Annotated in this window: 9 protein-coding genes and 1 pseudogene; 7 read left to right on the top strand and 3 right to left on the bottom strand. The window is 70.7% G+C overall.

Translation table 11 applies throughout. The features are described 5' to 3' along the window. Positions 1–145: 145 nt before the first annotated feature. Positions 146–826, top strand: a pseudogene (locus ACFYP3_RS04730) (DedA family protein); the annotation flags it as partial. Positions 827–958: 132 nt separating this feature from the next. Here the strand turns inward: ACFYP3_RS04730 and ACFYP3_RS04735 are convergent. Further along, positions 959–2599, bottom strand: a complete 1641-nt coding sequence (locus ACFYP3_RS04735; RefSeq protein WP_388826705.1) for a threonine/serine exporter ThrE family protein — start codon at positions 2597–2599, stop codon at positions 959–961. Between the two features lie 202 nt (positions 2600–2801). Next, on the bottom strand, positions 2802–3296 hold the full coding sequence (locus ACFYP3_RS04740; protein WP_008742522.1) for an inorganic diphosphatase: 495 nt from the start codon (positions 3294–3296) through the stop codon (positions 2802–2804). A gap of 164 nt (positions 3297–3460) precedes the next feature. Here ACFYP3_RS04740 and dacB point away from each other — a divergent pair, with 164 nt between their 5' ends. The 6 genes from dacB (at position 3461) to folE (ending at position 10977) form a co-directional block, all read left to right on the top strand. Next, a complete protein-coding gene (gene dacB, locus ACFYP3_RS04745; RefSeq protein WP_388826708.1) occupies positions 3461–4918 on the top strand; it encodes a D-alanyl-D-alanine carboxypeptidase/D-alanyl-D-alanine-endopeptidase in 1458 nt (485 codons plus the stop codon). A gap of 60 nt (positions 4919–4978) precedes the next feature. Then, positions 4979–6115, top strand: a complete 1137-nt coding sequence (locus ACFYP3_RS04750; protein ID WP_388826711.1) for a zinc-dependent metalloprotease — start codon at positions 4979–4981, stop codon at positions 6113–6115. A 243-nt stretch (positions 6116–6358) separates the two neighbouring features. After that, on the top strand, positions 6359–7393 hold the full coding sequence (tilS, locus tag ACFYP3_RS04755; protein ID WP_388826714.1) for a tRNA lysidine(34) synthetase TilS: 1035 nt from the start codon (positions 6359–6361) through the stop codon (positions 7391–7393). Between the two features lie 65 nt (positions 7394–7458). Beyond that, positions 7459–8019 carry a hypoxanthine phosphoribosyltransferase gene (gene hpt / locus ACFYP3_RS04760; protein ID WP_030010907.1) on the top strand — a complete coding sequence of 187 codons (561 nt, stop codon included), beginning with the start codon at positions 7459–7461 and terminating at the stop codon, positions 8017–8019. Between the two features lie 234 nt (positions 8020–8253). Then, a complete protein-coding gene (ftsH, locus tag ACFYP3_RS04765) occupies positions 8254–10290 on the top strand; it encodes an ATP-dependent zinc metalloprotease FtsH (protein ID WP_388826717.1) in 2037 nt (678 codons plus the stop codon). A 78-nt stretch (positions 10291–10368) separates the two neighbouring features. Then, positions 10369–10977 (top strand): GTP cyclohydrolase I FolE, encoded by a 609-nt coding sequence (gene folE / locus ACFYP3_RS04770; RefSeq protein ID WP_388826720.1) that lies wholly within the window; start codon positions 10369–10371, stop codon positions 10975–10977. A gap of 274 nt (positions 10978–11251) precedes the next feature. Here folE and ACFYP3_RS04775 read toward each other — a convergent pair whose 3' ends face one another. Then, positions 11252–11740, bottom strand: coding sequence for a DUF3180 domain-containing protein (locus ACFYP3_RS04775; protein ID WP_030720407.1), 489 nt, complete (start codon positions 11738–11740; stop codon positions 11252–11254). Positions 11741–11750 lie beyond the last annotated feature (10 nt).

Consider the following 11750-nt stretch of genomic DNA (forward strand, 5'->3'; position numbering starts at 1 on the left):
TAAGCGGAATGTCACGCATCCGACCCCCTCCGGTACCTGGAACCGGGAGGGGGTCGTGTGCGTTGATAATTGAAACCGCCCTTACCCTGCCCGCAACCGCCTGCTGCCCCCGGCACGCCCCCCGATCCAGGAGAGTCCGGAACCCGTGTACACGATTGCGCTCGGCCCTGAGTGGCTGTCCCCGGACTACCTGATCTCGCACTTCGGCCTGATCGGCATCCTGGTCATCGTCTTCGCCGAGTCGGGACTCTTCGCGTTCCTGCCCGGCGACTCCCTGCTGTTCACGGCGGGCCTGCTGGTCGCGGACGGGCAGTACATCAAGCAGCCGCTGTGGCTGGTCTGCACCCTGATCGTGTCCGCCGCGATCCTCGGTGACCAGGTCGGCTACATGATCGGCAAGTTCTTCGGGCCGAAGATCTTCAACCGGCCGAAGTCCAAGCTCTTCAAGCGGGAGAACCTCGACAAGGCGCACGAGTTCATGGACCGGCACGGCCCGAAGGCCATCGTGCTCGCCCGCTTCGTGCCGATCATCCGCACCTTCGCGCCGATGGTCGCCGGCGCCGGCTCGATGAAGTACCGCACCTTCCTGACGTACAACGTCATCGGCGGCATCGGCTGGGGCGCGGGCGTCACGATGGCGGGGTACTGGCTCGGCCAGATCGAGTTCATCAAGACGAACGTCGAGCCGATCCTGGTGGCCATCGTCTTCATCTCGGTCATCCCGGTGATCTTCGAGGTGCTCAAGGCCCGCAAGGAGAACAAGGCGAACGGCGCCGACGCGCGGCCCGAGGCCGCCGCCGTCGACGGCTCGGGCCCCCAGGCCCCGGGCACCCGCGGCCGCCACGCCAAGCGCTAGCGGTCTCGGCCCGGGGCGCAGCCCCGGCCGGTGCAGCCGTCACGTACGCCCCGCAGGCACGCACGAGCCCGCGGGGCGTACGCGTACCCGGCGCCGGGCCGGCTAGAAGCCGCGGGTGCGCTTCGCCGCACGGCGCTTCGCGGCGCTCGCGGCCCCCGGGATGCGCATGAACAGCCGGGACGTCTCCGACCCCAGGTTGACCCCGATGGCGATGGCCAGCGCGATGGCCGCGGCGTTCACCAGCGAGCCCAGACCCTCGTTCAGCCGGTTCTCGGCGATCAGCAGCAGCCCGTAGTACGTCGCCGAGCCGGGCAGCAGCGGGCCGATGGCGGCCGTCACGTACGGCAGGGCGGAAGCGAAGCGGTAGCGGGAGAAGAGCTGCCCGAAGAGGCCCACCAGACCGGCGGCGACGGCGGTGGACGGCACGGGCGGGATGCCCCCCGCGTAGTGCAGGGCGCCGAAGGTGACCCAGGCGACCCCGCCGTTGAGGGTCACGATCAACACGGTGGAACGTTCCTGCTGGAGCAGGATCGCGAAGGTGAAGACCAGCACCATCGACGCCGCGATCTGGATCAGCGGCCGCTGCTGGATCTCCAGGACCTCCTCCGGGCGGGGGGAGGCGTCGAACTGCAGGCCGATGTACAACACCACCAGCACGCCCATGATGATGCCGATGAAGAGGTACATCACCTCCAGCAGGCGGGCGGAGGCGGTGATGTAGAAGCCGGTCAGGCCGTCCTGCACGGCCGCGACCAGCGCCCGCCCGGGCAGCAGCGCGAAGAGCCCACCGGTGATCACCGCGGAGGCCTTGACGTCGATCGCGGTCATGTTCAGCGCCACCCCGATCGCCGCCGGCGGCATGGCCGCGACCATGAACTGGTAGAACTCCGGCAGCCCGCGGCCCGCGCACAGCCAGGCCAGCCGGTCGCCGAGGATCGCGCCGAGCGCCGCCGCGATGAACACCAGCACCCCGCCGCCGACCAGGGTGGAGGCGGCGCCGGCGAGCAGTCCGGCGGCCGAGGTGAGCATCCAGCCGGGGTACGGGTGCCGGTTGCGGCGGATCTCCGCGAGGCGCCGGTAGGCCTCCTCCAGCGAGATGTCGATCTCGGGGGCGCTGATGTCGTCCACCAGCCGGTAGACGGCCGCGAGCCGGTTGTAGTCGGTGCCGCGGCGGCGCACGGTCCGGTTCGCCGACACCGGGTGGTCCACCAGCGAGGGCTGGTGGGTGATCGACAGCAGGGTGAAGGTCACGGTGGGCTCGCAGCGGTCCAGCCCGTAGGAGCGGGTCACCGCGAACATGGCGGCCTCCACGTCCTCGGCGCCCTCGCCGCCCGCGAGCAGCAGCTCACCGATGCGCAGGGTGAGGTCGAGGACGCGGCCCACGGCGGGCCCGGCCTCGCTCGGCCGCTGCACGAGGTCCGGTACGGGACGCACGTCCACCGGCATGCGCAGCATCGTGCGCATGCGGTCCTGCCAGGGGGATTCCTTCAGCTGGACGGCGTGGAAGTCCTGGCCCGGGGTGTAGGCGGGCGGGTAGTGCGCGGCGCTGTAGGTGGCCGGCGTGGCGAACGCCGAACCCTCGGGCTCGGGCCGCACCGGCCCGGCGCCGGCCGGAAGGGCGAACTCCGAGGTGGGCTGGTCGTCGTCGAGGGCGTCCGGCTCCATCCCGGGCGGCGGCGTGAAGGCGCTGTGCGCCTCGTCGGACTGGGGCTTCCTGTCCTCTGCCCCGTCGGCCTCCGCCACGCGTCCTCCCCTCCTTGATCACCTGCGGTACCAGTATGCGGAACCGTTTGCTCCATTGCGAAGGCAGGTCGTGCCGGAGCCGGGGAACGACACGTGCCGGTGCCGGGGAACGACAGTGGGCGACACCCCCGTCGCGGAGGTGCCGCCCACTGTCGAAGCCCAGGGGCCGGGGAAGATCCCCCGACCCGCCCACCGGCGGAACCTAGTGGTGGCCGCCCTGCGCCTCAAGGCGCTTGTACGAGGCCTCGATCTCGGCCTCGGCCTCGGTGCGGCCGACCCAGTTCGCGCCCTCGACCGACTTGCCCGGCTCCAGGTCCTTGTAGACCTCGAAGAAGTGCTGGATCTCCAGGCGGTCGAACTCGGAGACGTGGTGGATGTCGCGCAGGTGCTCGACACGCGGGTCCGAGGCCGGCACGCAGAGCAGCTTGTCGTCGCCGCCCGCCTCGTCCGTCATGCGGAACATGCCGATGGCGCGGCACTTGATCAGGCAGCCGGGGAACGTCGGCTCGTCCAGGATGACCAGCGCGTCCAGCGGGTCGCCGTCCTCGCCGAGGGTGTTCTCGACGAAGCCGTAGTCGGCCGGGTAGCTGGTCGAGGTGAAGAGGCGACGGTCCAGACGGATCCGGCCGGTCTCGTGGTCCACCTCGTACTTGTTCCGCGAACCCTTGGGGATCTCGATGGTGACGTCGAACTCCACGTCCTGCTCCTCCATGATCAGCTTCATTGCTTCGAGACTGCGTTTGATTCACCTGCGTGCGCGACCGCCCCGGCCCTGCCGGGTGGGGTGCCATGCTCGCGGCAAGACGCAATGGTTAAGTGTCCCTCACGCATATGTGTGATCGCGAAAGGGGCTGGTCCGAGGTGCCATTGGTCAAGTCGTGGCAGCTCATCGCGGGTGCGGCCGTCGCCGGCCTCGCCCTGTCGGTGGCAGCGGTGGCCGCCGCCGGTCCCTGGGACTCCGGCCAGCGTAAGGCCGAGCGGGACAGAGCCGCCTCCTGGGGCCTCACGGGTGGCGCAGATCACGGCCGCGGACCCGGCTCCGGACTCCTGCCGCAGGCCGCCCCCAGCGCCCCCGGCGTGCTCGGCGCGATCGGCCCCGGCGTCCCCCAGGGGCAGGCCGCCGCCCCCGCCGTCTCCGACAAGCTCGCCGCCGCGCTCAAACCGCTGCTCGCCGACCCCGCCCTCGGCACCGTCCGCACCGCCTCCGTCGTCGACACCGCCACCGGGCAGGTCCTCTACGACTCCGGGGCGCGGGACGCCATGACCCCCGCCTCCACCGTCAAGATCGTCACCGCTGCCGCCGCCCTGTCCGCGCTCGGACCCGAACACCGGATCAGGACCACCGTCGTACCCGGAGCGACCCCCGGACAGATCGTCCTGGTCGGCGGCGGCGACCCCTCCCTCACCGCGAAGAAGAAGAGCCCCGCCGGATCCGGCGGCAGCCTCGTCGCCCTCGCCGCCGACACCGCACAGGCCCTCAAGGCCGCCGGAACCGACACCGTGACCCTCGGCTACGACGACAGCCTCTACACCGGCCCCGGCCGCCACCCGATCGGCGTCAACCCCAACCTCGCGCTCGTGACCGCCCTGACGGCCGACGAAGGCCGCCCCGACGACTCCACCTCCGGGCCCGTGGACCGGACCGAGGACCCCTCCAGGGACGCCGCCCGCGCCTTCCGCACCCTGCTCACCGAACGCGGCATCAAGGTCACCGGCGAACCCGCCAAGGCCAAGTCCCCCGCCGCCGGCACGGGCACCTCCGTCCAGCCGCTCGCCACCACCCTCTCCACCCCCGTCGCCGGGCTCGTCGAGCGGATGCTCACCAACAGCGACAACGACATCGCCGAGGCCCTCGCCCGCCAGACCGCCCTCGCCTCCGGACAGCCCGCCAGCTTCGAAGGCGCCGAAAAGGCCGTCGCCGCCCGGCTCGCCGCCCTCGGGGCCGACACCACGGACTCCCGCTTCGCCGACGGCAGCGGCCTGAACCGCGCCGACAAGGTCAGCGCCGGCCTGCTGACCGGCCTCCTCGCCAAGGCCGCCGACCCCCAGCGCCCGGAGCTGCGACCGGTCCTGACCGGACTGCCCGTCGCCGGCTTCACCGGCACCCTGCGCGGCCGCAACGCCGGCACCTCCCCGGCCGCCGGCCTCCTCCGGGCCAAAACCGGCACCCTGACCGGCGTGAACTCCCTCTCCGGGACCGTCGTCGACTCCTCCGGCCGACTCCTCGCCTTCGCCTTCCTGACCGCGAACGCCCCCGGCCCCGAGGCCGCGGAGAAGGCCCTCGACAAGCTGGCCGCGGCCGTCGCCACCACGTCGTAGGCCCAGCCCGGCCGCACCTGAGGGGGTCCGCAGCGCGCCCCGCCCACGTACGGTTGACGCATGACGAGCATCAGTGGTGCGGAGATGGTCGACTGGAACCTCGCGGTGGCGACCGCGACCCGCTTGGTGCGTCCCGGGCCGGAGGTCACCCGGGACGAGGCACGGGCGGTCGTCGCGGAGCTGCGCGGGCACGCCAGGATCTCGGAACGACACGTGCGCGAGTTCACCGGCATGATCCCGGAAGGATCCGCCGTCCCCGACACCCCCGTCCTGGTCGTCGACCGGGCCGGCTGGATCAAGGCCAACGTCGCCGGGTTCCGCGAACTGCTCCAGCCGCTCCTCGGCAAGATGCAGGACCGCCGCGCGGGCACCCCCGGCGCAGCCGTCCTCGGCGCCGTCGGCGGCAAGGTCACCGGCGTCGAGCTGGGCATGCTGCTGAGCTTCCTGGCCTCCAGGGTCCTCGGCCAGTACGAGACCTTCGCCCCCGCCTCCCGGGACCTGCCCGCCTCGGCCGCGGGCGGCCGGCTGCTGCTCGTCGCCCCCAACATCGTGCACGTCGAGCGCGAGCTGGAGGTGAACCCGCACGACTTCCGGCTGTGGGTCTGCCTGCACGAGGAGACGCACCGTACACAGTTCACGGCCGTCCCGTGGCTGCGCGACCACCTCGAAGGCGAAATCCAGACGTTCCTGGGCGCCACCGAGGTGGACCCGGCGGCCGTGCTCGAGCGCATCCGGGAGGCCGCCCAGTCCTTCGCGGGAGCCCGCCCGGCCGACGAACACGGCGACGAGGGCCGCTCCCTCGTCGAGCTCGTCCAGACCCCCGAGCAGCGCGAGATCCTGAGCCGCCTCACCGCCGTCATGTCCCTCCTGGAGGGGCACGCCGACTTCGTCATGGACGGCGTCGGTCCCCACGTGGTGCCCTCGGTCGCCGAGATCCGCGAGAAGTTCCAGCAGCGCAGGGCCAGCGGAGCCGGCCGCCTCGACTCCGCCCTGCGCAAGCTCCTCGGCCTCGACGCCAAGCTGCGCCAGTACCGCGACGGCGAACGCTTCGTGCGCGCCGTCGTCGGCCAGGTCGGCATGGACGGCTTCAACCGGGTCTGGACCTCCCCGAACACATTGCCGACCAAGGCCGAGATCGCCAAGCCCGCCGAGTGGGTGGCCCGGGTCCACCGCAAGGGGAGCGAACAGAGCGAATGAGGGTGACTCAAGGGGCGTGAACATGTCTCACTGGGGGAAGCAGCATCACCCGTCCGAGGGACCGTGGGCCGTGGAAGGGCGTGCGATGCTCGGGGAACGGCTCGGTTCTGTCACCATCGACGCACTCTGAGTGACATCCCTGCGTGACAGCCCCCGCCCCGCGGGGGAGCCGGGCACCACCCCCAGCGCACCACACCCCCAAACGCCTCCGAGGCATCCGAACTCCATCGAAGGGCACCGGACATGGGTCCCCATCCTGCGGTCGCGGCGATACGCCTGGCGGTCCGCCGCGTACTCCACGACGTCCTCACCGACCTCACCGACACCCCTGCCGACCCTCGCACCACAGCGGGCACCCGGCCACTCGTGCTCGTCGCCTGCTCCGGCGGCGCCGACTCCATGGCGCTCGCCTCCGCCCTCGCCTTCGAGGCCCCCAAACTCGGCATCCGGGCCGGCGGCATCACCATCGACCACGGGCTCCAGGCCGGATCCGACCTGCGCGCCGCCGAGGTCGTCACCCGCATGACCGCACTCCGCCTCGACCCGGTGGAGTCCGTCGCCGTGCGCGTCGGCCGTGACGGCGGACCCGAGGCCGCCGCCCGCGATGCCCGCTACGGGGCCCTGGACGAGGCCGCAGACCGCCTCGGAGCCGCCGCCGTACTCCTGGGCCACACCCGGGACGATCAAGCCGAAACCGTCCTGCTGGGCCTCGCCCGCGGCTCCGGAATCCGCTCGCTGTCCGGCATGGCCGAGAAGTCCGGAGGCCCCGGCCGCAGCCACCGCTACCGCCGCCCCTTCCTCCAGGTCGACCGCCAGACCGCCCGCAAGGCCTGCATGGTCCAGTCCCTCCCCGTCTGGGACGACCCGCACAACATCGACCCCGCCTACACCCGCTCCCGGCTGCGCCACGAGGGACTGCCCGCCCTGGAGAAGGCGCTGGGCAAGGGGGTCGTCGAGGCACTCGCCCGCACCGCCCAGCTCTCCCGTGACGACGCCGACGCCCTCGACGCCTGGGCCGCCGAGGCCGAGACCGGCGTACGGGACGCGGACGGCCGCCTGGAGTGCGCCAAGCTGTACGCCCTGCCCCCCGCCGTCCGCCGCCGGGTGCTGCGCAGGGCCGTGGTCGCCGCCGGCTCCCCCGCAGGCTCCCTCTTCGCCCGCCACATCGAGGAAGTCGACCGCCTCATCACCGGATGGCGAGGCCAGGGCGCCATCAACCTGCCCGGCCGGGTCGAGGCCCAGCGGCAGGGTGGCAGACTTGTCATCCGGCAGGGCTGATAGGTGCTGAAACACGGCTGAGTCCTCCGGGGACACCCCCGGAGCCCCGGCCGACAACGAAAGTGATGCGGGTGGACGAGAAGGACATGGGCAACGACCTCCAGTCGGTGCTCATCACCAAGGAAGAGATCGACGCGAAGCTGGCCGAACTGGCCGCGAAGATCGACGCGGAGTACGCGGGCAAGGACCTGCTCATCGTCGGCGTGCTCAAGGGCGCCGTCATGGTGATGGCGGACCTGGCGCGCGCCCTGTCCACCCCGCTCACCATGGACTGGATGGCGGTGTCCTCCTACGGCGCCGGAACCCAGTCCTCGGGCGTGGTCCGGATCCTCAAGGACCTGGACACCGACATCAAGGACAAGCACGTCCTGATCGTCGAGGACATCATCGACTCCGGGCTGACGCTGTCCTGGCTGCTGTCGAACCTGGGCTCGCGCCAGCCGGCCTCCCTCGAGGTCGTCACGCTGCTGCGCAAGCCCGAGGCCGCGAAGGTCGCGATCGACGTGAAGTGGGTCGGCTTCGACATCCCCAACGAGTTCGTCGTGGGCTACGGCCTCGACTACGCGGAGAAGTACCGCAACCTGCCGTTCGTCGGCACGCTCGCCCCGCACGTCTACGGCGGCTGACCCCGCTCCCGGCCGCCCCGGCCGCACGCGGTCTCCGGGGCCCTGCGGGAAAGCACCGCGGGCTCCGGGGAACCTGTGGGCGATTCCCGCCGTTGGAGCAGGGGAAGGCGGGTCTGTCAGCCGTCCCACGGGGCCGCGGGTGACAATACAGGGGTACATTCCGAAGAACAGTCTTTACTCACAGCAGCATTTACCTACGGGCAGGAGGGACGGGGTGCCTGGCGCCCCGTATGGATGGACGTGAAGCGATACTTCCGTGGGCCGGTCATGTGGATCGTGCTGGCCGTCCTCGCCGTGGTCGTGTTGATGAATGTCGTCGGCTCCGGCGGCGGCTACAAGTCGGTGGACACCAGCGAGGTCATCAAGGCGATCAACACTGGCCAGGTGGAGACAGCGAAGCTGACCACCGGCGACAGCCAGATGATCAAGATCGAGCTGCGCGACGGCCAGAAGCTCGGCAAGCATGACGGCACCAAGTTCCAGGCCAACTACATCGGGGATCAGGGCGTCCAGCTCGCCCAGAACCTCCAGACCAAGTACGACGCCGGTCAGATCCCGGACGGATACTCCGTCACGCCGGACAAGACCAGCCCGTTCCTGAGCGTTCTCCTCTCGCTCCTGCCCTTCGTCCTCATCGTCGTTGTCTTCCTGTTCCTGATGAACCAGATGCAGGGCGGCGGCTCCCGGGTCATGAACTTCGGGAAGTCCAAGGCCAAGCTCATCACCAAGGACACCCCGAAGACCACGTTCGCCGATGTCGCGGGCTCGGACGAGGCCGTCGAGGAACTCCACGAGATCAAGGAGTTCCTCCAGGAGCCGGCGAAGTTCCAGGCCGTCGGCGCCAAGATCCCCAAGGGCGTGCTGCTGTACGGCCCGCCCGGCACCGGAAAGACCCTGCTCGCGCGCGCCGTCGCGGGCGAGGCCGGTGTCCCCTTCTACTCGATCTCCGGATCCGACTTCGTCGAGATGTTCGTCGGCGTCGGTGCCTCGCGTGTCCGCGACCTGTTCGAGCAGGCCAAGGCCAACGCCCCGGCGATCGTCTTCGTCGACGAGATCGACGCCGTCGGCCGGCACCGCGGTGCGGGTCTCGGCGGCGGTCACGACGAGCGCGAGCAGACCCTCAACCAGCTGCTGGTCGAGATGGACGGCTTCGACGTGAAGGGCGGGGTCATCCTGATCGCCGCCACGAACCGTCCGGACATCCTCGACCCGGCACTGCTGCGCCCCGGCCGCTTCGACCGGCAGATCGCGGTCGACCGTCCGGACATGCAGGGCCGTCTGGAGATCCTCAAGGTCCACCAGAAGGGCAAGCCGGTCGCCCCGGACGTCGACCTGGGCGCCGTCGCCCGCCGCACGCCCGGCTTCACCGGTGCCGATCTCTCCAACGTCCTGAACGAGGCCGCGCTGCTCACGGCCCGCTCGGACAAGAAGCTGATCGACAACCACTCGCTGGACGAGGCGATCGACCGCGTCGTGGCGGGCCCGCAGAAGCGGACCCGGATCATGTCGGACCGGGAAAAGAAGATCACCGCGTACCACGAGGGCGGACACGCCCTGGTCGCGGCGGCCTCCCCGAACTCCGACCCGGTCCACAAGATCACGATCCTGTCCCGCGGCCGGGCCCTGGGCTACACCATGGTCCTGCCCGACGAGGACAAGTACTCGACCACGCGCAACGAGATGCTCGACCAGCTGGCGTACATGCTGGGCGGGCGCGCGGCCGAGGAGCTGGTCTTCCACGACCCGACCACGGGCGCGGCGAACGACATCGAGAAGGCCACCGCCACGGCGCGGGCCATGGTCACGCAGTACGGCATGACCGAGCGTCTCGGTGCGATCAAGTTCGGTGGCGACAACACCGAGCCGTTCCTGGGCCGCGAGATGTCGCACCCGCGGGACTACTCGGAAGAGGTCGCGGCGCTGGTCGACGAAGAGGTCAAGAAGCTCATCGAGACCGCGCACAACGAGGCCTGGGAGATCCTCGTCGAGAACCGTGACGTCCTCGACAACCTGGTCCTCGCGCTGCTGGAGAAGGAGACGCTGAACAAGGAGCAGATCGCGGAGATCTTCTCCACGATCGTGAAGCGTCCGGCCCGCCCCGCGTGGACCGGCTCCTCCCGCCGCACTCCCTCCACCCGTCCGCCGGTGCTCTCTCCCAAGGAGCTCCAGCTGACGAACTCGGCGAACGGCACCTCGGCGACGAACGCCGTTTCGCCGGTCTCGACGGAGAAGGGCATCGAGGTGGCCCCCGAGGACCGCCCTGAGGCCTGATCCACCCGGAATGGAAGCCGCGCCCCCCAGGTTCTAGCCTGGGGGGCGCGGCATTTTTTTCACAGGAACGAGGAAGCAATGACGGACCCAGTGACCCTGACCGGCGACGAGGGCACCATCGGCGTGTTCGACGAGAAGCGCGCCGAGGCGGCGGTCCGTGAGCTCCTGATCGCGGTCGGCGAGGACCCGGACCGCGAGGGCCTGCTGGAGACCCCGGCGCGCGTGGCGCGGGCGTACAAGGAGATATTCGCCGGCCTCTACCAGAAGCCCGAAGACGTCCTGACCACGACGTTCGACCTCGGTCACGACGAGATGGTCCTGGTCAAGGACATCGAGGTGCAGAGCACCTGTGAACATCACCTGGTGGCCTTCCACGGGGTGGCCCACGTCGGCTACATCCCGTCCTCCGACGGCAAGATCACCGGCCTGTCGAAGCTGGCCCGCCTGGTGGACGTCTACGCTCGCCGGCCGCAGGTCCAGGAGCGGCTGACCACCCAGATCGCGGACTCCCTGATGGAGATCCTGGAGCCGCGCGGCGTCATCGTGGTCATCGAGTGCGAGCACATGTGCATGACCATGCGCGGTGTCCGCAAGCCCGGCGCGAAGACCATCACCTCGGCGGTCCGCGGCCAGCTCCGCGACCCCGCCACCCGCAACGAGGCCATGTCCCTGATCATGGCGCGCTAGCCGGATGGTCAGACCCGCCCGATATCGTCGCTGATCAGGTGATTCACGCTGATCGAGGGGCGGTATGGGTGGGCTGCCCAGCACGCAGTCGGGGAACGGGGTGGACGGGCAGGCCCAGGCCAGAACAGTCAGGGTGGGGGACCGGCTCTGGGTACTCGACGGGTCGCGGAAGGTGCAGACCGCCGTCACGGCTGTGAGGGCCGTGAAAGGCCGCGCGGTAGTGGATGTGGTCACGGGCCGGCAGACGTTCCGCGTGGCGCCCGGGTGACGGGTCTCAGGCGCGGGCCGGGGCTTCCGGGGTGGTGTCGTCGTCCTCGGGGAGCTTGAGCACGTGCTCCAGGAAGAGGGCGGCGGCGATGACGGCCACCCCCGCGAGGACCGAGGCGCCGGCGTACCAGGCCTGATCGCGGCGGGCGGGGATGTCGAGGGAGTCGGTCAGCAGGAAGACGCCCACCCCGCCGTACATGCCGGCCACCAGCGCCGCCACGAGCGCGCTGGCCTGGCCGAAGACCACCGCACGGGCCGCCATCAGCGGCTCCACGCCCTTGGCCCCCGGCCGGCGCTCGCGCTGTGCCTTGAGCCGGGAGCGCATGGACAGGGCCGTGGCCAGCAGCACGGCCGCGATGACGCCCAGGACGATCGGCGCGGCGAGCGGAACGCCCGGAAGGGTGCCGTAGGCGTTCCACAGCCGGGCACCCGCCCAGGACAGGACCCCGGCGACCACGAAGATGCCCGCCAGGACCGCCGGCCTCAGTTGCTTCACTTGCCCGTTC

Source organism: Streptomyces sp. NPDC005533 (genome assembly GCF_042871845.1).
Classification (GTDB): Bacteria; Actinomycetota; Actinomycetes; order Streptomycetales; family Streptomycetaceae; genus Streptomyces.

Excerpts from the sequence above, each read along its gene's own strand:
- ACFYP3_RS04750 (WP_388826711.1), top strand. The coding sequence starts at position 4,979 with ATGACGAGCATCAGTGGTGCGGAGATGGTCGACTGGAACCTCGCGGTG.
- tilS (WP_388826714.1), top strand. The coding sequence starts at position 6,359 with ATGGGTCCCCATCCTGCGGTCGCGGCGATACGCCTGGCGGTCCGCCGC.
- hpt (WP_030010907.1), top strand. The coding sequence starts at position 7,459 with ATGCGGGTGGACGAGAAGGACATGGGCAACGACCTCCAGTCGGTGCTC.
- ftsH (WP_388826717.1), top strand. The coding sequence starts at position 8,254 with ATGGACGTGAAGCGATACTTCCGTGGGCCGGTCATGTGGATCGTGCTG.
- folE (WP_388826720.1), top strand. The coding sequence starts at position 10,369 with ATGACGGACCCAGTGACCCTGACCGGCGACGAGGGCACCATCGGCGTG.